General features: G+C 67.7%; 19 protein-coding genes and 1 riboswitch. Of the genes, 7 read left to right on the forward strand and 12 right to left on the reverse strand.

The features are described 5' to 3' along the window. Positions 1 to 333: 333 nt before the first annotated feature. From ACYVKL_RS38405 to thiD, 7 genes are all read right to left on the reverse strand, one after another. The gene (locus ACYVKL_RS38405) at positions 334 to 1,317 is read right to left on the reverse strand and encodes an AraC family transcriptional regulator (protein ID WP_379174282.1); all 984 of its coding nucleotides are present in this window, start codon (positions 1,315 to 1,317) and stop codon (positions 334 to 336) included. Between the two features lie 753 nt (positions 1,318 to 2,070). Next, the gene (locus ACYVKL_RS38410; protein ID WP_379174281.1) at positions 2,071 to 2,478 is read right to left on the reverse strand and encodes a hypothetical protein; all 408 of its coding nucleotides are present in this window, start codon (positions 2,476 to 2,478) and stop codon (positions 2,071 to 2,073) included. A gap of 389 nt (positions 2,479 to 2,867) precedes the next feature. Further along, positions 2,868 to 3,071 (reverse strand): hypothetical protein, encoded by a 204-nt coding sequence (locus ACYVKL_RS38415; RefSeq protein WP_379174280.1) that lies wholly within the window; start codon positions 3,069 to 3,071, stop codon positions 2,868 to 2,870. A 65-nt stretch (positions 3,072 to 3,136) separates the two neighbouring features. Further along, positions 3,137 to 5,182, reverse strand: a complete 2,046-nt coding sequence (locus ACYVKL_RS38420; protein WP_379174279.1) for an ArnT family glycosyltransferase — start codon at positions 5,180 to 5,182, stop codon at positions 3,137 to 3,139. Beyond that, the gene (locus tag ACYVKL_RS38425; RefSeq protein ID WP_379174278.1) at positions 5,179 to 5,343 is read right to left on the reverse strand and encodes a hypothetical protein; all 165 of its coding nucleotides are present in this window, start codon (positions 5,341 to 5,343) and stop codon (positions 5,179 to 5,181) included. The genes ACYVKL_RS38420 and ACYVKL_RS38425 overlap by 4 nt, the downstream gene beginning before the upstream one ends. Further along, the gene (locus ACYVKL_RS38430; protein ID WP_379174276.1) at positions 5,340 to 6,584 is read right to left on the reverse strand and encodes a bifunctional glycosyltransferase family 2/GtrA family protein; all 1,245 of its coding nucleotides are present in this window, start codon (positions 6,582 to 6,584) and stop codon (positions 5,340 to 5,342) included. Before ACYVKL_RS38430 ends, ACYVKL_RS38425 begins: the two co-directional genes overlap by 4 nt. A 75-nt stretch (positions 6,585 to 6,659) precedes the next feature. Then, on the reverse strand, positions 6,660 to 7,511 hold the full coding sequence (gene thiD / locus ACYVKL_RS38435; protein WP_379174275.1) for a bifunctional hydroxymethylpyrimidine kinase/phosphomethylpyrimidine kinase: 852 nt from the start codon (positions 7,509 to 7,511) through the stop codon (positions 6,660 to 6,662). Between the two features lie 189 nt (positions 7,512 to 7,700). On the opposite strand from thiD, the gene ACYVKL_RS38440 reads away from it, so the two are divergent. Then, a complete protein-coding gene (locus ACYVKL_RS38440) occupies positions 7,701 to 9,455 on the forward strand; it encodes an Ig-like domain repeat protein (RefSeq protein ID WP_379174274.1) in 1,755 nt (584 codons plus the stop codon). Between the two features lie 118 nt (positions 9,456 to 9,573). Continuing rightward, positions 9,574 to 10,722: a GTP-binding protein gene (locus tag ACYVKL_RS38445; protein ID WP_379174273.1), complete on the forward strand. Its 1,149-nt coding sequence runs from the start codon at positions 9,574 to 9,576 to the stop codon at positions 10,720 to 10,722. Positions 10,723 to 10,727: 5 nt separating this feature from the next. Here the strand turns inward: ACYVKL_RS38445 and ACYVKL_RS38450 are convergent, their stop codons facing one another. Further along, positions 10,728 to 11,351, reverse strand: coding sequence for an NAD(P)-dependent oxidoreductase (locus tag ACYVKL_RS38450; RefSeq protein ID WP_379174272.1), 624 nt, complete (start codon positions 11,349 to 11,351; stop codon positions 10,728 to 10,730). Positions 11,352 to 11,506: 155 nt separating this feature from the next. After that, on the reverse strand, positions 11,507 to 12,661 hold the full coding sequence (locus ACYVKL_RS38455; protein WP_379174271.1) for an epoxide hydrolase family protein: 1,155 nt from the start codon (positions 12,659 to 12,661) through the stop codon (positions 11,507 to 11,509). 86 nt (positions 12,662 to 12,747) lie between these two features. On the opposite strand from ACYVKL_RS38455, the gene ACYVKL_RS38460 reads away from it, so the two are divergent. From ACYVKL_RS38460 to ACYVKL_RS38475, 4 genes are all read left to right on the forward strand, one after another. After that, a complete protein-coding gene (locus ACYVKL_RS38460) occupies positions 12,748 to 13,398 on the forward strand; it encodes a TetR/AcrR family transcriptional regulator (RefSeq protein WP_379174270.1) in 651 nt (216 codons plus the stop codon). A gap of 65 nt (positions 13,399 to 13,463) precedes the next feature. Further along, the gene (locus ACYVKL_RS38465; protein ID WP_357189048.1) at positions 13,464 to 13,919 is read left to right on the forward strand and encodes a hypothetical protein; all 456 of its coding nucleotides are present in this window, start codon (positions 13,464 to 13,466) and stop codon (positions 13,917 to 13,919) included. 162 nt (positions 13,920 to 14,081) lie between these two features. After that, a complete protein-coding gene (locus ACYVKL_RS38470; protein WP_213558370.1) occupies positions 14,082 to 14,447 on the forward strand; it encodes a DUF4189 domain-containing protein in 366 nt (121 codons plus the stop codon). Positions 14,448 to 14,538: 91 nt separating this feature from the next. After that, a complete protein-coding gene (locus ACYVKL_RS38475; protein ID WP_379174269.1) occupies positions 14,539 to 14,943 on the forward strand; it encodes a VOC family protein in 405 nt (134 codons plus the stop codon). A 57-nt stretch (positions 14,944 to 15,000) separates the two neighbouring features. On the opposite strand, the gene thiC is transcribed toward ACYVKL_RS38475, so the two are convergent. Both thiC and ACYVKL_RS38485 read right to left on the reverse strand, forming a co-directional pair. Continuing rightward, positions 15,001 to 16,659, reverse strand: a complete 1,659-nt coding sequence (gene thiC / locus ACYVKL_RS38480) for a phosphomethylpyrimidine synthase ThiC (protein ID WP_379174268.1) — start codon at positions 16,657 to 16,659, stop codon at positions 15,001 to 15,003. Next, positions 16,652 to 16,762: riboswitch (TPP riboswitch) on the reverse strand. (Overlaps the previous gene by 8 nt.) 93 nt (positions 16,763 to 16,855) lie before the next feature. Then, positions 16,856 to 18,115, reverse strand: coding sequence for a lipase family protein (locus tag ACYVKL_RS38485; RefSeq protein WP_379174267.1), 1,260 nt, complete (start codon positions 18,113 to 18,115; stop codon positions 16,856 to 16,858). Positions 18,116 to 18,346: 231 nt separating this feature from the next. Between ACYVKL_RS38485 and ACYVKL_RS38490 the strand changes: the two genes are divergently transcribed. Further along, entirely contained in the window at positions 18,347 to 19,021 is a 675-nt protein-coding gene (locus tag ACYVKL_RS38490; protein WP_379174266.1) for a TetR/AcrR family transcriptional regulator, read from the forward strand. Here ACYVKL_RS38490 and ACYVKL_RS38495 read toward each other — a convergent pair. After that, a complete protein-coding gene (locus ACYVKL_RS38495; RefSeq protein WP_379174265.1) occupies positions 19,018 to 21,276 on the reverse strand; it encodes an MMPL family transporter in 2,259 nt (752 codons plus the stop codon). The genes ACYVKL_RS38490 and ACYVKL_RS38495 overlap by 4 nt on opposite strands. Positions 21,277 to 21,369 lie beyond the last annotated feature (93 nt).

Here is a 21,369-nt window from a genome sequence, read left to right on the forward strand (position 1 = left end):
CGGATTCCGCACACCATCAGAAGCACTCGAAGAAGTGTTGCGATGACCGCCTGAGCCCGCACCGCATACCGCGTGCTGACCGAACCGGCCAGCACGAGGCGCCGGCGGCGGGAACCTAGTGCGATGCAGAACGTCCGCAACTGCCGATGAGTATGCCGCTGAACGCAGTTGGTAACCGTCGCACTACCGCTGGCCGAACCGTCAACCGAACACACCCTGGGGACCGGGTTGCGAACCCTCGATTGGCCTTTCGCGCTCCGGATCGGTTCGGATCATGTGCAACAACCGGGCGATGCGGGGAAGCTTGCTGGCGCGTTGGCCGCTTGTGGCCTCTCAACCGTTAGCGGCGTGGATCAATGCCGCCTTGCGCCACCCTCCCGGGCTGATGCCGTTGGCTTCGCGGAAGCGCCGGGAGAAGTGGGAGGGGTCGCGGAATCCACACATGTGCGCGATAGTGCTGACCGATTTGTTCTCGACGCCGGGAGCAGCGAGAAGCTCGCGCGCATAGGCCAATCGCGCAGCAATGATGTGCTGTTCCAATCTGATTCCTGCGGCAGCCAGCAATCTGTAGAGATACCGGACCGAAACGAAATGAGCCGCCGCGATCGTTGATACATGGAGGTCGGGGTCGGTCAAGTGGCGATTGATGTAGTCGACGACCTGACCGACCATGATCGTCGAATCCACTGCAGTGCCATCGGGCACGGCGGCGTAGGGGTCCGTGTCGGTCGCCGAAGCAACGACTGCATTCACCAGAGCGATGAAGCCCCGGGCGAGTTCGCCGGCGCCGAGGTCGGCAGCGTAGCGATCGGCCTGGGCCGCTAGCAGGCCGATCTGCCTGGAGAGCAACGAATGCAAAGGCGACCGGTACAGGCCGCCGACCGCGCGTTCGATGATGTCTGGCGGAACGTTCAACTGTGAGCGCGGGATCCGGACGCTCAGCATCGACCCTGGATTCTGGAGATCGCCGACGTAAGGAGCGTCCGGGTCGTAGAGGATGCAGCGACCCTCTGGTAGGTCATGCGAGCCACGCTGCTCGACGCGGCTGGCGCCAGCGGCTTGCATCGTGACCGTTACTGCGCCGATCTCGTCACCGCGGCGGACCTCGGCCGCCGAGCGCCGGACGGTCAAACCCGTCGAGGTTATCCGCCCGAGCCAGATACCCCCGATGCTCCATGCCTCGTACCGTCCGGAGATCGCAGCGCCCGGGTCCGGAATCGACAGTGTTGCAAGCCCCGTCCGCTCTCTGGTGGCTGCCAAGAACGCTTCAACCCGATCCGCGGGCTGAACCGACTCGGTATCGAAAACAACCGCCATGCAGGCTCCCATCTGCCCGACCCCTCGGACACGAACCTTCCCCTCCACCGACTCTGGGGGGAACAAACGACACGCGATTATGTCAGAACCGGTCGGTCTCTGCGTAGGGTGAGAGTTACACGAGTGGCCACGGCCAGCGATCCAGCCACGAGCACCGATATGAACGAGATCGAGCGCTGGGTCGGCGACGCTCCGTACGGGATCCGATGGTCTCCGGCCCGACAGCAGTTCATCGCCCGCACCGATCGGTACCCCGGCGGCCTCAGCTATGGAGCCGACTGGCCCGGCACCGCAGTGCGAGGGCTCCAAGAAATCATCCGCCAGCGCCTCGTCGCAGGTAGCAATCGACCTTCGCGACGGCACCGGTCCACCGCAACGCACGCCTTCCGGTCTATCGCGGCCCCGCCGACGAATGCATGCCTATGCCACTTCGGGTCCGCCGCGGTGTCCGGTCATGCCGCATACCGCGCTAGCCGAACGGGCCCGCGATCTCAATGGGTTAACGCACCGCGTATCGAGTGGATGGAGCAGGCGCGGCTCCGCCGACTGGGCAAGCGGGACAGCTAGGTAGGCCTGAAGAAGCCTGCGGTTACCGGTGTGGGTTGAGGTCGCGGGTGAGCGGCTGTGTAGTGGTCGAATTCGAGTCCCTGGATGACACGCGCGCTCATATGCCCTCCGATCGGATGAGTTCGTCGAACCTATCGTGCCGCCTTCGACGCGGCACGTGGTTCTCTCCGGCGGACCGCTTACCGGTCAGTGGCCCGATTGCGGGGTGTCGCGTTGTTCGGCGATACGGCGGCGGATTTCGGGCCAGGGGAGGGGGAGTTCGTCGGCGGGGGCCTTGAAGAAGACGAAGGTTGCTTCTTGCATGACCTTTCGCTTGCGTTCGACTGTGGATTTGTGAGGTTCGGTGCGGGCGTAGGTGTAGATGGCTGCCTTGTCGTCCCAGGCCGAGTAGGTCCAGAAGGTGCCTTTGAACATTTCGGCTTTCAGGGCGACGCCGAGGGCTCCGGGGGAGCGGCGGGCCTGCCACCACAGGGAGAGGGAGGAGATGAGGAAGCCTGGGGCGTGGCGGAGGGATTTGACCTCCAGGCGGGAGGCCATGCATTGGACCTCGGGGGTGGTGGGGGTGCCTACTGTCGTCCACGGGAGGGTGGGCATGGGCTGGTCTCGTCTCTGGTGGTGAGATTCGCGACCGTTCGGTCACTCCGTGAAACCTACCGGTGTGAGGTAGCGAAACTAATGCCCCGAAAACTCATGTTCATATCCTGGTCGCTCATGGTTGGCCGCGACCGGACCGGATTCCTTGCGGCCGAGCGCCATTCGGGATCGGTTGCCGTATCGGTCGTGGGCTGTGCTGCCGGTGGAATGGTCGGCGATCTGAGATACGCTCGCCATGACGTATTGCGCGGGGGCGGAAGCTTTTCGTGCCCATCGGAAGTTAGGAAACGGAAGTCGACATGGGCGTTCTCGGGGTTCTCTTCACGCTGCTCTCACAGGCGTTCGGGATCGTGACCAACGGGTCTGCGTACATGAACAGCCCGCACTGATCAGAAGCCGAAAACTTCTGCCAGCTCGATCGATTCATCGTCCCAGCGGCGCTCGATGCGCTCGCGTTCGATGTCGGGGAGGAACGGATCCCATCCGGCCTTGCGCCAGAAGGCTTCTCGATGCTCATCGCTGAGCGGGTGCGGCGTGCTCATGGGGAATCCCTGGATCGTGATGGCCGGCGCATCCAGTTTATCGAGCAGCACTGAGCGCTCGTACCCGAATGGGGTACGAGCGCTCAGTCTTTTCGGGGCGGTGGCAAGCCCGCCGGTCAGTTGGTCTTCGGGGCCGTCAGGTCGTAGAGGGTGATGCCGTCCACCTCCTGAGAAGTGAAGTGCTCCTTCACCCAAGCGGTGATCTGGGCGCTCGGGCCATTCGCGTTCCCGCCCCGCTCACCACCCATCTGACTACCCGCGATGAAGTAGTGGATGCGACCGACCTGGACGTACTCCTGGAACTGGGCCAGCGTGGGGGACGGATCGCTGCCGTTGAAACCGCCGATCGGCATCACCGGCTGCTCGGACGCCAGCTGGAAACCGGCCGCCGAATTGGAGCTGACCGTCGCGGCCACCCAGGTGTATTCGGAGGCGTTGGCCTTCAACAGTTCGGTGACCTCGGCGCTCGGCCGGCTCGCCATCATCATGTTGCCCGCCGAGCCGCCCTCGGGACCGCCGGTCGGGGCGGAACCGTGATTCATGCCCCCGCCGTGCTGGCCGCCGGGCTGCCCGCCACGCGTGCCATTGCCGGGATTGAAGCCACCGGGAGCATTGAAACCGTTGCCGGGGAATCCGTTCGGCATGTCACCGCCACGCGGCCCACCCGGACCCCAACCGCCGCGCACCGCGGGACCGGCCGACGGCATCGGGCCCTGATGTGCGGAGGTGATGCCGTTCGCCGCATACGCGGTGGGCGCGGCCAAACCGACCAGCACCGCGGCCGCCGCGACACCCAGACCGGCCTTGAGGGGCAGCCGGACCAGCAGCAGAACCGTGGCGACGATGCCGCCAACCAGTACCACCCAGCGCAGCCACGGCATGAAGGAAGCGCTGCGGGACAGAATGATCCACGCCGTCCAGGTGGTCAGGCCCAGCGCCGATGCCATGGACAACCGCACCCACACCCGGTCGCGATGCTGCCACGCGAGCATCGAACCCGCGCCGATCAACGCCGCCACCCCGGGAGCCAGCGCCACCGTGTAATACGGGTGGAAGATGCCCTTCATGAAGCTGAACACCAGCCCGGTGCCGACCAGCCAGCCACCGAACAGGATCAGGGTCGCGCGCTGCGGGTCGGTGCGGGTCAGCTTGCCGCGCAGCAGGAGTCCCGCCACCAGCAGCACCAGCGCGGCCGGGATGAGCCAGGCGATCTGACCGGCCTGCGCCGGCTCGAACAGCCGCCCGATGCCGGGCGTGCCCCACATGCCGCCCCCGCCGGTCGGCATATCGCCGCCGCCGAAGCCGCCGACACTGCCGCGCTCCTCACCATTGAGGCGGCCCAGGCCGTTGTAGCCGAGGGTCAGCTCGATGATCGAATTATGCTGCGAACCACCGAAGTACGGCCGATCCGCGGCCGGCCACAGCTCGGCCAGCAGCACCCACCAGCCCGCGCCCGCCACCATGGCCGCGCCCGCCGCGAACAACTGCGCGACGCGCTTGCCCAGCGCGGGCGGACCGGCGATCAGATAGGTCAGCGCGAGCGCGGGCACCACCAGCAACACCTGCAACTGCTTGGCCAGGAAGCCCAATCCGATGAAGGCGCCGGTCAGCGCCAGCCAACGCCAGCGCCCGTCCTCGACCCCGCGCAGTAGCGCCCAGGCCGCCGCGACCATCAGGAACACCAGCATGGCGTCGGGATTGTTGAACCGGAACATCACGGCCGCGATCGGCGTCAGCGCCATGACCAGCCCGGCCAGCAGTCCGGCGCTCGCACCGAAATTCCGTCGCACGATCGCCCACAGCAGCGCCACCGACGCCACACCCAGCAGCGCCTGCGGCAGCAGCATGCTCCAGCTGTGCAGTCCGAAGAGGCGGACCGAGATCTCCATCGGCCACAGCGACAGCGGCGTCTTGTCGACGGTGATCGAGTTGGCGGCATCGGAGGAGCCGAAGAAGAACGCCTTCCACGACACCGAACCCGCCTGCACCGCAGCCGAATAGAAGGAGTTGGCCCAGCCGTTGGCGGACAGATTCCACAGGTAGGCGACCGCGGTGCCGATGAGCAGCGCCGCCAGCGCCAGATACTCCCGGCGATCGGTGCGGGCCGCTGGCGGTTCGGCCGGAGGTGCGGCGGGCCGGGTCTCGGTCAGTGTCGCGGTCATCGGTCGCCTCCTCGGCTGGTTCGTTCGGTCGGGTGGTCGGAGGGGGTGGCCCAGGCGGGCAACTCGCCGTGTTCGAGGTGGCAGCGGCCGGGGAAGTCGACCGCTACGAGCTGGAAGCCGTCGCCCGGAAGTGCCTGCGGCGCAGGGTCGATGATGGTCACCGGGCAGCCTCGGGAGCAGGATGCTTGCCCGCGTTGCGGAACACCCAACGCAGGCCGACGAACCGCAGCAGCGTGGCGACCAGGTTGGCGACCACCAGCACCAGCAGTTCCAGGTGCACGGCTGCATCCGGCGCCCAATGGTGCAGTGCGAAAAGGGAACCGGAGGTCAATGCCAGCCCGACGCCGAAGATGACCAGCCCTTGGAAGTGGTGCGACACCGCCTGACTGGACCCGCGCACCCCGAAGGTGAAGGCGCGGTTGGCGGCGGTATTGCCGATCGCGGTGATCAGCAGCGCCAGGAAGTTGGCGGCCTGCGCGCCCGTGATCCCTTGCAGCACAACGTAGAGCAGCAGATAGGCCAAGGTGGAGGTGACGCCGACGATGCCGAACCGCACCAGCTGCCCGACCATGCCCAGCGGCACGCCCTCGACCAGCGGTTCCCGCCCGATCGCGGCCCGCAGCTCGTTGGTCGGCAGCCGCCCGCTGGTCAGCGCGCGCCCGACCCGCCAGATGCCCTGCAGGTCCTTGCGGGCGGTGTCGACGATGTCCACGCGGGAGTCCGGGTCGTCGATCCAGTCCACCGGCACCTCGTGGATGCGCAGCCCGATCCGTTCGGCCAGCACCAGCAGTTCGGTGTCGAAGAACCATTCGCCATCCTCGACCAGCGGCAGCACCAGCTTCGCCACCTGCGAGCGCATGGCCTTGAAGCCGCACTGCGCGTCGGAGAACTTGGCCTGCAGCGAGGTGCGCAGGATGAGGTTGTAGCAGCGGGAGATGATCTCGCGCTTGGGTCCGCGCACCACCCGCGAGGAGGAGGCCAGCCGGGTGCCGATGGCCACGTCGGAGTGCCCCGACACCAGCGGCGCGACCAGCGGGAGCAGCGCGTTCAGATCGGTGGAGAGGTCCACGTCCATGTAGGCGACGACCTGCGCGTCGGAGGCCTGCCACACCTCGCGCAGCGCCCGCCCGCGGCCCTTGCGGTCCAGGTGCACCACGCGGACGCCGTCGAGCTGGGCGGCGAGCTGCCGCGCCACCTCGAGGGTGGAGTCGGTGGAGGCGTTGTCGGCGATGGTGATCCGCGCAGTGAACGGGAAGCCCAGGGTGAGGAAGGCGTGCAGCCGGCGCACGCACGGGCCGAGGTCGACCTCTTCGTTGTAGACCGGAACGACCACGTCCACCACGGGCGCGGTCACTGCCTTTGCGGATTCCGCCGCCCGGACGGCGGTCACGGTGTCGTTCATGGTGACCAATCTCGATCACCAGACTCACATCAGTCTGCGCCCTGCCTGGGAGGTTCCTGGGAGCCGTGACCGCGGCTATTGCCCGTCGAGCTGCAGCCGCCACAACGGGGAGACCGGTCCGTGTCCCGCGCCCAGGTCATAGGAGGCTTCCAGACAGCGGAAGGTCCACTCCTTGGCGAAGGCCACCGCGTCGGGCACCGAGTACCCGTGGGCGAGCGCGCAGCAGATGGCCGCGGCCAGGGTGTCGCCGCCGCCGTGGTCGTTGCCGGTGGTCAGCCGCCGGGCCGGGAGCTCGTGGAAGGCGTCGCCGTCGAAGAGCAGGTCGGTGGACTGCTCGGAGGTGCGCAGGTGCCCGCCCTTGACGATGGCCCACTGCGGGCCCAGCGCGATCAGCGCTTCGGCGGCCTTGCGGGCCGAGCGGTCGTCGACCACGTCGATGCCGGTGATGAGCCGGACCTCGTCCAGGTTCGGGGTGACCACGGTGGCCAGCGGAATCAGGGTGTGCCGCACCGCGTCCAGGGCCTCGGCGTGCAGCAGGGCGTCGCCGTGCATGGAGGCCGCGACCGGATCCACGACCAGCGGGATGCTGCCCTGGCGTCCGATGCCGACCTCGCGGCACACGCCCGCGACGGCCTCGATGATGGCGGTGGAGGCCAGCATGCCGGTCTTGGCCGCGCCGATCCCGATGTCGCCCACCACGGTTCGCACCTGGTCGGCCACGATCTGCGGCGGAATCTCGTGGAACCCGCTGACGCCGAGGGTGTTCTGCACGGTCACCGCGGCCACCGAGACGCAGGCGTGCACGCCGCACAGGGCCATGGTGCGGGAGTCGGCCTGGATGCCCGCGCCGCCGCCGGAGTCGGTGCCCGCGATGGTGAGGGCGCGAACCGGGGTGGAGCCATTCGGGGCAAGCGGTAGGAACTGCACGTCACAGACCCTACCGACAGCCGGATCGACCCGGTTCGGCATCCTCCGCGGCGGGTTCGGACGCGCCCGAAAATTGTTTCCGAATGAAATGATCAAAAGTGAAACATGTTCTAGTCATACCGTGCATACTGGCGGCGATTCGATCGATTTGTCCGGTTCCATCGCTGTAGCCGGGCGTTAGGAGTCCCCGTGAACCATTCGACCAAGCGGCTCGCCGTCGCGCCCGTCACCGGCGCGGCCATGATTGCCGGGATACTGCTCACCCCCGGCCAGGCGAGCGCCGGCGACACCAGCTTCACCAGCTCGTGCCAGGCGAAATCGATCATCACGGTCGACAAGTCCGTCGCCGCCACCATGAGCGTCACCGCACCCGCCTCGGTCGCGGCGGGGGATACCTTCACCTACCGGATCCAGCCCAACGTGTCCTCGTACCCGGACAAGGACTCCGGCGCGACCACCACGAACCTGTCGCGGATCAAGTACGACTACGCCATCCCCGACAACACGGTCTTCGTGAGCGCGGCCGTCGTGCCGGGCACCGCCGTGAACATCGACAACGTGGCCCCGAACGTGCTGCGCGTCAACGACTCCGGCACCGTGGATAACGCGGCGGGCACGATCGTGCGGCTGTCGGGCAACAACGAGGTCGTCGGCAACAGCCCGACCAGCAGCACCAACTCCGAGGGCGGCATCCGCGCGCCGAAACTGAAGAAGAACATCGACGGCAGCGCCAACTCCGCGGGCGACTCCTTCTACCGGCTCCCCGCCGTCGACATCACCGTCACCGCCGTCGCGGCCGGAGTGATCACCCCGAAGGTGCGGACCGCGGGCAGCGCCGCCAACTACGGCAACGACCAGAACTTCAGCACCTCGCTGGCCAAGGCCTCGCTGCTGGGCACCCAGTGGGCCCCGACCCGCTGCATCCCCAGCGACGACAAGAGCACCCTCAATGCCGGTGCGGGCCCGCTGGCCACGATCACCGTCACCGGTCCGGTGAACAACAACACCACGACCACGCTCACCGCTCCCGCGACTGCTACCACCGGTCAGGCCGTCACGTTGAGCGCCGCGGTGGCCCCGGCCGCCGCGACCGGCACCGTCCAGTTCAAGGACGGCAACACCGATCTGGGTGCGGCCGTACCGCTGAACAACGGCAACGCGACCCTCTCGCAGACCTTCACCACCGCCGGCGCGCATTCCATCACCGCCGTCTACAGCGGTGACTCGAAGAATCAGCCGTCCACGTCGGCCGCCTCGGTCGTCAACGTCACGGCCGCGATCGTCGACACCACCACCACGATGAATATCCCGAGCACCGCGACGACCGGTCAGTCCGTGGATCTGTGGGCCACCGTGAACGGTCCGGGCAACGTCCCCGCGACGGGTGGCACCGTGCAGTTCAAGGACGGCGGCACCGATATCGGCGGCCCGATCGCCCTCGCCTCCGGCGGTGCGAAGCTGACCTACACCTTCAATGCCGCGGGCTCCCACGCGATTTCGGCGGTGTACTCCGGTGCGGACGGCTTCAACCCGTCCACCGGCGGCCCCACCACCGTGACCGTCAGCGATCCGGCTCCGGTCGAACTGAACACTGTCACCACCCTGACGGTTCCGGCCACGGCCACCAAGGGTGACGCGGTGGCCTTCACCGCCGAGGTCAAGACCGATGCGGGCGCGGCCGTCACCTCCGGCACCGTGCGATTCATGGACGGCGGCACGCCGATCGGCGATGCGGTCACCGTGGTCAACGGCAAGGCGACCCTGCAGTACACCGTGGGTCAGACCGGCAATCGGGTAATCACCGCCGTCTACACCGGCGGTACCGGCTACAAGGGCTCGACGTCGGCGGCGTCGACCCTGAACGTCAAGGACGCCACCACGCCCGGCGGTGGCGGCGGCTCCTTCGGCCTGCCCGGTCTGGGAACGGGCTCCCTGGGTAAGTGATCGAACGGGATCAGTGATTGAACGCTGAAACGCCCGGCTGGACTGTTCCGGCCGGGCGTTTCGCGTTTCGGGGGCACCGAACCCGGGCCTGCAAATGAAAACCGTTATCATTAATGCCATGACTTCGGATCCGCAGACCCAGCCGCTGCCCGTGACCGTGCTGTCCGGCTTCCTCGGCGCGGGCAAGACGACCCTGCTCAACCACATCCTGGCCAACCGGGAAGGCCGCCGAGTCGCGGTCATCGTCAACGACATGAGCGAGGTGAACATCGACGCGGCCCTGGTCGCGGGCCAGGGGCACCTGGACCGGACCGAGGAGAAGCTGGTCGAACTCACCAACGGCTGCATCTGCTGCACGCTGCGCGAGGACCTCATCGAATCGGTCGGCAAGCTCGCCCGGGAGGGCCGTTTCGACCAGCTGGTCATCGAATCCACCGGCATCTCCGAGCCGATGCCGGTGGCGGCGACCTTCGAGTGGGAGTTCGAGGACGGCTTCCGGCTCGGCGAGCTGGCGCGGCTGGACACCATGGTGACCGTCGTCGACTGCTCCACCTTCCTCGCCGAAGTGGTCAAGGGGCAGGCGCTGGCCGAACGGAACCTGCAGGCGGGGGTGGGCGACGTGCGCACCATCGCCGACCTGCTCATCGAACAGGTCGAGTTCGCGAATGTGCTGGTGCTCAACAAGACCGACCTGGTGAGCGCGAACGCCGCGGGCACCGTCGAAGCGACCGTCCGGCAATTGAATCCGGGCGCGCGCATCGTGCGATCCGCGCACGGCGTGGTCGACCTCGCCGAAGTGCTCGGCACCGGCCGCTACAACCCGGACCTGGCCGCCCAATTCGACGGGTGGGCAGAGGAATTGGCGGGCGGGCACACCCCCGAGACGGAGGAGTACGGCATCGGCAGCCTGACCTTCACCGCCGATCGCCCCTTCCATCCGCAGCGCCTCGACGCGGCCCTGTCCCAGTTGGAGCGGCTGCTGCGCAGCAAGGGCTTCTTCTGGCTGGCCAGTCGTCCCGAGCTGGCCGCCATCTGGTCCCAGGCCGGCCCGAATCTGACCTTCGAAGCCGGTGCGTATTGGGACGCCCTGGATCTGGCGCCCGGTCAGGAGATCGTCTTCATCGGCGTGCAACTCGATCGCCCGCACGTGCGGGACCTGCTGACGGCCGCGCTGCTCACCGATGCCGAACTGGAGGCCGGGCCGCAGGCGTGGCTGCGGTACCCGGACCCCTTCCCGTCGTGGGGTGAAGCGCACGAGCACGCCTGACCCGGTCAGTGCGAAATGCCCGGCGTGCGACGCACATACGTGCCGTCGGTGAGCTGCTCCACCAGGAAGCCCGCCACGTCGGCGCGCGAGATCTTCAGCGACAGACCGGTTTCCGTGCCGGGGAAGTCCCGGCGGTAGTCGCCGGTGGCCGGTCCGTCGGTGAAGGCGCTGGGCCGCACGATGGTCCAGTCCAGGTCGCAGGCCAGCACGTACTCCTCCTGGCGCACGTGATCGGCGAACGCCGGCCGCAGCAGCATGCCGAACATGACGTACTTCCAGACGAAGTTCAGATTGCCGCGGCTGTCGCCGACGCCGAGCGTGGACTGGCAGATCAGCCGCTTCACCCCGGTGCGGTTCATGGCCTCGATGATCAGGCGGGTGCCCTCGGCGCGCACCACGCCGTTGCGGCCCGCGCCCAGCGCCACGATGACCGCGTCCTGTCCGATGACGGTGCGCTCCACGGCGGCCGGGTCCAGCACGTCCCCGGTCACGGCGCGCAGCCGCTCGTGCGTGACGGTCAGTTTGGCGGGGTCCCGCACCAGCACGGTGACCTGGTGGCCGGCCGCGAGGGCCTGCGTGACCACGTGGCGGCCGATGGTCCCGGTGGCTCCGAAAATGGCGACGTTCATGTCTCTCACCTCGTGTTATTCGTTGTTGCGAAGGTGAATTCAGTACATCAACCGGAGCCGCCGCGGAACATCGCCGCGCGTCTCGCGAACATGCGGGAGGGTCCAGACATGCGTCGGGCCCGCAACCCGACGGGGTGCGGGCCCGATACGGCGAATCAGCGCAGACCGGCGAAGAATTCGCGGATGTCGGCGACCAGGACATCGGTCGCCTCGTGTGCCGCGTAGTGCCCGGCCGCGTCGTTCGCGCTCGTCGACGTCGACGAATTCACGTCGTATGCATGCCAGCTCACGATGTTCTTGTGATCCCGCTCCGCGAATCGGCGGATGGACTGGAAGTCGCCCTTGAACATGGCCAGCCCGGTCGGAACCGTGGTCGGGCCCTCCGGCTGCTCGGCGTGCGCGTCCTCGTAGTAGAAGCGCAGCGCCGATCCGGTGGTGCCGGTCAGCCAGTAGATGGCGGTATTGCCGATCACGAACTCCGCGTCCAGGCCCTCGCTGAAGAGCTGCGCGTTCCAGCCCAGCAGGCCCACCGGCGAATCCGCGAGCGCGAAGGCGAGGGTGTGCGGCTGCTGGCTGTGCAAGGTGTTGAACGCCATCTTGTTCTCGTAGAACCACTGCAGATGCGCCAGCCCGGCCAGGTCCTCCTCGGACAGCCCGGCCATCTCTGCCGGATCGCCGGACGGGAACGAGAACAGCTGCGTCACATGGACTCCGAGTACCTGATCGGGTGCGATACGGCCGATTTCCGGGGAGACCATCGAGCCGCCGTCATTGCCGATCGCGCCGAAACGCTGGTACCCGAGGCGGTTCATCAGCTCCACCCAGGCGCGGGCGGTGCGGTAGCGGCTCCAGCCCGTGGAGCGGGTCGGGCCGGAGAAGCCGAAGCCCGGCAGGGACGGGATGACCACGTGGAAGGCGGGCGCCGCGGCGTCCTCGGGCTCGGTGAGCGGGGCGATCACGTCCAGGTATTCCAGGACCGAGCCGGGCCAGCCGTGGGTGAGGACGACCGGGGTGGCGTCCGCCCGGGACGAGCGCACGTGCAGGAAGTGGATGTCCTCGCCGTCGATCTCGGTGGTGAACTGCGGGTAGGCGTTGAGCCGGGCCTCGAGCGCCCGCCAGTCGAATTCCTCCAGCCAGTACTTCGCCAGCCCGCTGACCCGGTCGTTGGTGACGCCGTAGGCGTCGGCGACACCGGGGAGCTCGTTGGGCCACAGCGTCTTGCGCAGCCGGTCGGCCAGCTCGTCCAGCTGGGCCTGCGGGACGTCGATGCGGAAGGGGCGGATGGCGGCGGTGGTCTGCTGGGCGTTCATCATTCTCTCCTTTTTGGAACGGAATGCTTCGTTCTGTTTAAACCATAACGGAACGGATCATTCCGTTCAAGTGGTAATCTGAAGTCATGTCGAAGACAGCCGAACCCGCAGCTCAGCGCGCCCTGCCCGGACGCAAGGCGCAGGCCGCCCGCAATGACGAACTCATCCTGGCCGCCGCCCGCGACGTATTCCTCGCCGAACCCAAGGCCCCCATCTCGGCCGTCGCCGAACGGGCCGGCGTCGGCATCAGCGCGCTCTACCGCCGCTACCCCGGCAAGGAGGACCTGCTGCGCACCCTCTGCTACGGCGGGCTGCGCCGCTACAACGCGGAAGCCGAAGCGGCCCTGGAGAACACCGACGGCTGGGCCGCGCTGGTGGACTTCCTGCAACGCGTCGTCGACGCCGATGTCCACTCACTGGCGGTACACCTGGCCGGCACCTTCACCGCCGACGAATCGATCCTCCCCGACGTCATGCGCTCCGCCGAACTCAACGACGAACTCCTGCGCCGCGCACGGGAATCCGGCACGCTGCGCCCCGACGTCACCGTCGCCGACCTGGGCCTGATCCTCGAAGCCTGCGCCGCGGTGTCGCTCCCGGATCCGGAACGCACCGCCCAGCTGCGCCGCCGCGTGCTGGCCCTGCTCATCGACGGTCTCGCCGCCACCGGCGACCTCCCCGGACCGCCGCCCGCCGCAGGCGAATTCGCGCACCGCTGGCAACGCCGTGACCAGTGAACGGTAGCGTTCGCCACGTTCTCGCCGACATTCGTTCGTCCCCGTAATCGATTCGAGGAGTCGCGATGCGCTGGATCCGCCCCCTGCTCGCCCTGCCGCTCGCCGCGGCGGCGCTGTTCGCCGCCACCGGCACCGCCGCCGCCGACCCGGTCACCACCTTCACCCCCGCCTACACCGCGGGCTCGGGAGCCTTCCCCTGCTTCGGGCAGATCCAGGCGTTCCACGACCCCCAGAACACCTTCTACGGCAAGCAAACCGTCTGGGTGCGAGCCGAATTCACGTTCCTGCCGATACCGAACCCGGGCTGCGGCGCCACGGCGACCCTGAGCTGGCGCAACCTCGACACCGGTGCGAGCGGCAGCTTCCCGCCGGTGCCGCTCGGCGACGGTACGCCGTTCGGGCCGACCAACGCGCTCTGGGTGCCCGAGACGCTGCCCACCGGCCCCGGACGGGTGGAGGTCACCATCGACACCGACCTGCCGCACATCGCGGGCAAGGGAACCTTCTACTCGCCGGAGTGAATTCCGGTCAGGAATTCCGGACGCGACGCATCTACCAGCACGGACAGGCTCATTCGGCGCTGTCCACGCTGGGCTCGCGCGCGGGGGAGTCCTAGCGTCGGGACCGATCGGCAAGCACTGGTGCACAGCCGATCTCGGTTCTCCGGCACGTGAAGGATCCCGATGTACAAGCTTGTCACCACACTCACCATGACCGCGGTCGCGTTCCTCGGGCCCGTTGTCCCGGCCAACGCCTATACCTACAACCACGGCGCGATCTCCATCGGCAACAACGGAACCTACGCGGCCATCGTCGTGGACTACCCGACCTGGCAGGAAGCCACGGTCGCCGCCAACAATCGCTGCGGCTACACCGACTGCGGCTGGGTCATCACCTTCATGAACCAGTGCGCCGCCGCTGCCGTCTCGTCCAGCGGGCACTGGGGGTGGGCGCGCGAATCATCGATCGGGTACGCCGATCGGGTCGCCCTGGACTGGGCGGGGGCGGGCGCCCAGGTGATCGTGCACGGGTGCACGTCCGGATCCTGAATCGGCCGTTCGAACAGCGGTAGCGTTCCACGATGAATTCCGTGCTGTCGCTCCGACTTCCTGGAGAACACCCGAATCGGAAGGATATGTCGTGAACTGGACACTCGAAGTGGTCATCGTCCCGGTGTCGGACGTGGACCGCGCCAAGGACTTCTACGCGAACAAACTCGGATTCTACGTCGACCACGACACGCAGCCCGCACCGGGAATCCGGATCTGCCAGCTCACGCCGCCGGGCTCCGGCTGCTCCATCGTGATCGGGGAGGGCGCGATCCCGAAAATGGAGCCGGGCAGCATCAAAGGGCTGCAATTGGTGGTCAACGATGTGCGGCGGGCGCACGCCGAGCTGGTCGGACGGGGCGTGGCGGTCAGCGACGTGCAGGTGCTGCCGGGGCCGAGCACCGAGGGGGATCCGCTGAACAACGCGGGATTCATCTTCTTCGACGATCCGGACGGCAACAGCTGGGCCGTGCAGCAGATCAGCAACCGGGGCTGAGACGGATCGGGGCGGGTGGCTCGAAAGCCACCCGCCCCGGACCGGATTCGTCCGTAACTACACGACCGGCAGGTACACCTTGTTGCCCGCCTCGGCGAACTCGGCGGACTTCTCCGCCATGCCCGCCTCGATGGCGCTCACATCGGTGAGGCCGTTCTTCTCGGCGTAGTCGCGCACGTCCTGCGAGATGCGCATGGAGCAGAACTTCGGACCGCACATGGAGCAGAAGTGGGCGGTCTTGGCGGGCTCGGCCGGCATGGTCTCGTCGTGGTACTCCCGCGCGGTGTCGGGGTCCAGGGCGAGGTTGAACTGGTCGGTCCAGCGGAACTCGAAGCGCGCCTTCGACAGCGCATTGTCCCGATCCTGGGCGCGCGGGTGCTGCTTGGCCAGGTCGGCGGCGTGCGCGGCGATCTTGTAGGTGATCACGCCGACCTTCACGTCATCCCGGTTGGGCAGACCCAGGTGCTCCTTGGGCGTCACGTAGCAGAGCATCGCGGTACCGGCCTGCGCGATGATGGCCGCGCCGATCGCCGAGGTGATGTGGTCGTAGGCGGGCGCGATATCGGTCGCCAGCGGGCCCAGCGTGTAGAAGGGAGCCTCCTCGCAGAGCTCCTCCTCCAGCTTCACGTTCTCCACGATCTTGTGCATCGGCACGTGGCCGGGGCCCTCGATCATCACCTGCACGCCATAGGATTTCGCGATCTTGGTGAGCTCGCCCAGGGTGCGCAGTTCCGCGAACTGGGCCTCGTCGTTGGCGTCCGCGATGGAACCCGGGCGCAGGCCGTCACCGAGGGAGAAGGTGATGTCGTACTTCGCCAGGATCTCGCACAGCTCGCGGAAGTTGGTGTACAGGAACGACTCCTGGTGATGCGCCAGGCACCACGCCGCCATGATGGAACCACCGCGCGACACGATGCCGGTGACCCGCTTGGCGGCCAGCGGCACATAACGCAGCAGCACGCCGGCGTGCACCGTCATGTAGTCGACGCCCTGCTCGGCCTGCTCGATCACGGTGTCCCGGTACATCTCCCAGGTGAGCTTGGTGGGATCGCCGTTCACCTTCTCCAGGGCCTGGTAGATCGGCACGGTGCCGACCGGGACCGGGGAGTTACGCAGGATCCACTCGCGGGTCTCGTGAATGTTCTTGCCGGTGGACAGGTCCATGATGGTGTCGGCGCCCCAGCGGGTGGCCCACACCATCTTCTCCACCTCCTCGGCGATGGAGGAGCTCACGGCCGAGTTGCCGATATTCGCGTTGATCTTCACCGCGAACTTCTTGCCGATGATCATCGGCTCGGACTCGGGGTGCTTGTGGTTGGCGGGGATCACCGCGCGACCGGCGGCGACCTCGTCACGCACCAGCTCGGCCGAAACACCCTCGCGCGCCGCGATGTAGCGCATCTCGCTGGTGATGATGCCCTGACGCGCCCAGTTCAGCTGCGTCGGCGGGCCGTCGACCTGCGGCTTGTCCCATTCGTCGCGCAGCTTGGGCAGGCCGGCCTCGAGGTCGATGGTCGCGGTGTCGTCGGTGTACGGACCCGAGGTGTCGTACACGTCGAAGTGCTCGCCATTGGTGAGGTTGATGCGCCGCACCGGAACCCGCAGCGTCGCGCCGTCGGCGTCGACCTGTTCGTAGTGCTTGACGCTGCCCTGGATGGGGCCGGTGGTGACGGTGTCGACCGGGGCGGCCGAGCTGGAGACACGACTCGATGACATTGGAGATCCTCCCTACGCCGGCATTACCCGGTCAGGTTCATACGGTCGACGGCCCACTAGCCGTCCTCTCAGCCCGCTGGTGCGAGCCCCCGTTGGCAGACGTACTTTTTCCGAGCCGACCATACCCGGCCCCGGGGTACGCCAACCCCGGGACCGTGGAATATACGATTCGGTCTGCTCCGATCGGGTGTGTCGCTCAGTGCTCCCGCGGCCCGATCGGCCAGCCCAGCGCGCCGAACGCGGCATTGAGGCCGATCTCGGTCTGGGTGGCGAGCGCGTCCGGACTGCCCAGCATGGTGACCACGTCCTCGGTGCGGCAGCCCGACGGGTCGGGTGCGCCGGGAGCCAGGCGCGACTTCACCCAGTTGAAGGCGTCCGCCATGCCGAGGGTGGTCAAGGTCAGATGCTCGCTGAGGTGATCGCGCTTGTAGTAGACCGAGGCGCCGCCGTCGCACCAGCGCCCGACCATCCGGTCATTGGTGAACCACGGCACCGCCTCGTCGTAGACGCCCTGGTAGACCAAGGTCGGCGCGGTCGGCGGACGACTGCCCAGCACCGTCGAATCGAAGACCTCCCGGATCTCGGGCAGCGCGAGGAAATCCGCGATCGGGATGGTCAGCAGGCGTTGGTAGTCGGTGAACATGAGGGTCAGCGCATTACGCACCAGGCACTGCCCGGCGGTGCGGTCCATCAGCACCCGGCCCTCCGGTGTCAGGTACTGCTCGGTGGTCGCCGCGAACTTCGGGTACGCGTTGCGCAGTGAGGCGATGCCGACGCCGATCAGGCTCGCGAACATGGAACCGTTGACGTGCAACAGGGATTCGACATCCGAGACCGGCGCGCCCAGCGCGACGCCCTTGATGTTCAGCTCCGGCGCGTAGCCCGGCTGCATCTCCGCGGCCCAGCCGCTGCCCATGCCGCCGCCGGAGTAACCCCACAGTGCTACAGCCGTATTCGCGCCGTCCAGGCCCAGCGGCGCGAAGCTCTCGGCGGCGCGCACGCTGTCGAGAATCAGGTAGCCGGGCTCCTCGGCGACCGCGAGATGCCCCTGCACGCCCTCGTAGTCGGGGACGTTCACGGCGTAGCCCTGGCTGATGGAGGCGGCGAGTTCCAGGTACTCGGTGGTGGAGTGGATGCCCTCCAGCGCGGGCAGCCCGCCGCCCTGTTGCAGCACGTAGGAGGGTGCGCAGGCGGGGGAGGTGCTGTCGTAGAAGAACTGGTGCGAGACCAGCGGCCGGCTGTGCGAGGTATCGGCGCCCTCGGGAACCGCGACGGTGGTGGCGGCCACCGTGGGCTGACCGAACAGGTCGGTGGTGCGATACAGCAGCTGCCACGATCGCACGTGCACGGGTAGCACGGTGAGCACCGCCAGCTGCACTTCCCGGGTGCGCAGAACGGTGCCGGGCGCGGCCGATTCGAACCCGTCCGGCGCGCCGTAGAACGGATCGAGATTCACCGGAAGTGGTTGGGCAGCAGCGGTTCCCGCTGTCGCGCCCGATAGTAGTGCGGCCGAAGTCGCCGTCAGTGCCGTCGCGAGGGCGGCCGCGAGCAGCCGCCTCCCTCGCCGCCGGCGATCCCCTCTGATTGCCACGTCTCTGTTCCCTTCCTCGACGTGACAGCGATTACAGCACGGCCTCGGGTTACCAACAAGATGTCTTTCTGAAATGACCTTGGCTATCGTTTAGGCATGTCCCGCAGCAAATCTGCCGCGTCGACCGACCGGACCCCCGTGCGGCGTCGCATCCGCGGCCTCGACGCCGACGAGCGCAGCGCCCAACGTCGCCGACAACTCCTCACCGCCGCCACCGAACTCTTTGCCCGCCAGAGCTATTCGGGCACCTCCATCGAACAGATCTGCCAGCAGGCGTTCGTCGGCACCAAGGGCTTCTACGACCACTTCGAGAGCAAGGAAGCCTGCTACACCGCCCTGCTGGAACAGATCAGCACCGGCATCCAGCAACGCGTCGCCGAGGTAGCCGCCGACACCGCCGACGCCGACTGGCCCACCCGCCGCGCCGCCGTCCTCGCCGCCTTCGTCCACGCCATCGCCGACGACCCCCGCCTCGCCAAGGTCACCTTCGGCGAAGCCGGCGGCATCTCCCCCGCCGTAGAAGCCATGCGCCGCTCCAACCGCCGCTGGTCCGCCGAATTCCTGAAACACCAATGGCTACAGGCGGACCCGGCCGAAGAACCCCGTCTCCTGGCCCTGGCCCTCGCCACCATCGGCGGCATGTTCGAACTCGTCGCCGACTGGCTCCACCACCACGACGACGGCGGCGCCCCGGAATCCGTCGACACCCTGATCGCGGACCTCGAGCGCTTCGTGTCCGTCGTCGACGCGGGACGCGCCGCGATCCGTTAGCGCGCCAGAGCGACCGCGCGGTCGTTCTCGGTCGCGGCGCTCGGTTCCTCTTCCAGGCCGATCCGCTTGTGGAGGGCGGCAAGGGGTTTGGGGGACCACCAGTTGGCGGTGGACATGAGGCGCATGAGGGCGGGGGCCAGGAGGCCGCGGATTACGGTGGCGTCGGAGACTACCGCCAGGGCCAGCCCGATGCCGAAGAGTTTCATGGGGGCCACTTCGGAGGTGGCGACCGCCAGGAGGACCACGGCCATCAGGCCGGCCGCGGCGGTGAAGATTCGGCCGGTGCGGGCCACGCCGAGGGCCACCGAGCGGGTGTTGGCCTCGGGGGAGCGGTCGGAGGCCAGCCACTCCTCGCGGATACGGGACAGGAGGAAGACCTCGTAGTCCATGGACATGCCGAAGGCCAGGCAGATCATCAGGATCGGCATGAACAGGTCGATGCTGCCGGTGGAGGTGAAGCCGAGCAGGCTCGCGCCGTGGCCCTGCTCGAAGACCCAGATCATCGCGCCGAACGTGGCGGTCAGGGACAGCAGATTCAGCAGCAAGGCCTTCACGGGGAGCACGACGCTGCCGGTGAACAGGAACAACAGGATCAAGGTGATGATCGCGATGATCGCGCCCGCCAAGGGAAGTCGGCTGATCACCGAATCCATGGTGTCCTCGTTCAAGGCCGCGGCGCCGCCGAAGAGCACCTCACCCGGGGCGGGCACCGCGCGCAGGTCCGCGAGCTGCTGCTTGCCCTCCGCGGAGTACGGGGCGATGCGGGTGCCCACCGAGAGGTAGGCGCCGTCGGGACCGGTCATCTGCGGTACCCCGGCGGCCATCTTCGCGCCGTTCACGTAGACGCCCTCGCTGGACAGCACCGCGGGAACATTCGGCACCTGCGACAAACTGGATGCGTACGCGCCGATCTCCCTGGCGTCGCCGTGGAATCCGGGCAGCGCCACCACCGCGCTGGCGGCCATATCGGCATTGAAGTCGTGCCGCAGCGCGTCACCCACCTGACGGCTGGAAGCGAACGTGCCGATCACCCGATCGTCGGGGGTGCCGAAATGCGCCTTCAGGAACGGGGATCCGAGGGCCAGCAGCACCGCCGCGGTGACCACCGCGACCGGCAGCGCCCGCCGCATCACACCGGTGACCAGCTTGTACCAGAAGGTCTCCTCCGGCTGCTTGGGCGCGGGCTCACCGCGACCCAGCAAGCGGCGCACCGGCTTACGCAGATCCCAGGCATTCACCCGATCACCGAGCAGCATCAGCGCGGCGGGCAACAACAACACCGACGCGCCCACGGCCGCCACCACCACCGCGACGCCGGCGTAGGCGAAGGACTTGAAGAACGGCTGCGGGAACACCGCCAGCGCGGCCAGCGCCAGCGCGACGGTCAAGCCGGAGAACACCACCGTGCGCCCCGCCGTCTGCACCGACCGCAGGATCGCCGCGCGGGTATCGCGGCCATTGGCCAGCTCCTCGCGATACCGGCTGACGATGAACAGGCTGTAGTCGATGGCCAGCGCCAGACCCAGCGCGCTGGTCATGTTCAACGCGAAGATCGACACGTCCATGAACGTGGTCATCGCGCGCAGAATGCCGAGGGTCGCGGCGATCGCGAACAGTCCCACGCCCACCGGCAGCAGCGCCGCGATCACGCTGCCGAACACCAGCACCAGCAGCAGCGCCGACACCGGCACCGCGATCGCCTCGGCCAGCACCAGATCCTTCTCCACCTGGTGATTGATGTCGGCGAAGGATCCGGCCATGCCGCCGACGCGCACCTGCACGCCGTCACGATCGCCGTTGAGCTGGTTGGACAGCTCCGCCGCCCGGTTCTGCACCTCGGTGTCGGTGCCGGTGACCGTGGCCATGATCAGCCCGCGATGCCCGTCCTTGCTCTTCAACGCGGAGGCCAGATCGGGCCGGGTGGCGCTGTTGGCCCAATAGGACTGCACGCCGGTCACCGTCGAGTCGTGGCCCAGCTCGTCGGTGATGCGCTGCGCCGCGGCGCGGACCTCGGGGCTGTTGACGCCGCCGTCGCCGCTGACCATGACGATCAGGTTCGGATTGCCGCCGGGGAAGCTCTCGGTGATGAAGTCGTTGGCGCGCACCGATTCCAGCGAGCCGGTCAGATAACCGCCGCCGACCATGTGCGATTTCACGGTGGCCCCGAAGCCGCCGCAGACCAGCATGAGCAGCAGGGCCGCCACCAGCACCGCGCGGGGGCGGGCCATGGCGAACCGGGCAGAACTGGTCAACATCGACGCCACCTCCGAAGGTCCAAACCTTCGGAACGTTAGCGTTCCTGACTTACCGGTCGGTAGGGACAGTGACCATGCTCATGGCAATGCAAC

Source organism: Nocardia tengchongensis, assembly GCF_054781395.1.

Bases quoted from the DNA above. Each gene is read 5' to 3' on its own strand.
- ACYVKL_RS38495 (WP_379174265.1), bottom strand. From the start codon at position 21,276: ATGTTGACCAGTTCTGCCCGGTTCGCCATGGCCCGCCCCCGCGCGGTG.
- ACYVKL_RS38460 (WP_379174270.1), top strand. From the start codon at position 12,748: ATGTCGAAGACAGCCGAACCCGCAGCTCAGCGCGCCCTGCCCGGACGC.
- ACYVKL_RS38470 (WP_213558370.1), top strand. From the start codon at position 14,082: ATGTACAAGCTTGTCACCACACTCACCATGACCGCGGTCGCGTTCCTC.
- ACYVKL_RS38465 (WP_357189048.1), top strand. From the start codon at position 13,464: ATGCGCTGGATCCGCCCCCTGCTCGCCCTGCCGCTCGCCGCGGCGGCG.
- ACYVKL_RS38410 (WP_379174281.1), bottom strand. From the start codon at position 2,478: ATGCCCACCCTCCCGTGGACGACAGTAGGCACCCCCACCACCCCCGAG.
- ACYVKL_RS38430 (WP_379174276.1), bottom strand. From the start codon at position 6,584: ATGAACGACACCGTGACCGCCGTCCGGGCGGCGGAATCCGCAAAGGCA.
- ACYVKL_RS38405 (WP_379174282.1), bottom strand. From the start codon at position 1,317: ATGGCGGTTGTTTTCGATACCGAGTCGGTTCAGCCCGCGGATCGGGTT.
- ACYVKL_RS38450 (WP_379174272.1), bottom strand. From the start codon at position 11,351: ATGAACGTCGCCATTTTCGGAGCCACCGGGACCATCGGCCGCCACGTG.
- ACYVKL_RS38490 (WP_379174266.1), top strand. From the start codon at position 18,347: ATGTCCCGCAGCAAATCTGCCGCGTCGACCGACCGGACCCCCGTGCGG.
- ACYVKL_RS38420 (WP_379174279.1), bottom strand. From the start codon at position 5,182: ATGACCGCGACACTGACCGAGACCCGGCCCGCCGCACCTCCGGCCGAA.
- thiC (WP_379174268.1), bottom strand. From the start codon at position 16,659: ATGTCATCGAGTCGTGTCTCCAGCTCGGCCGCCCCGGTCGACACCGTC.
- ACYVKL_RS38455 (WP_379174271.1), bottom strand. From the start codon at position 12,661: ATGAACGCCCAGCAGACCACCGCCGCCATCCGCCCCTTCCGCATCGAC.
- ACYVKL_RS38445 (WP_379174273.1), top strand. From the start codon at position 9,574: ATGACTTCGGATCCGCAGACCCAGCCGCTGCCCGTGACCGTGCTGTCC.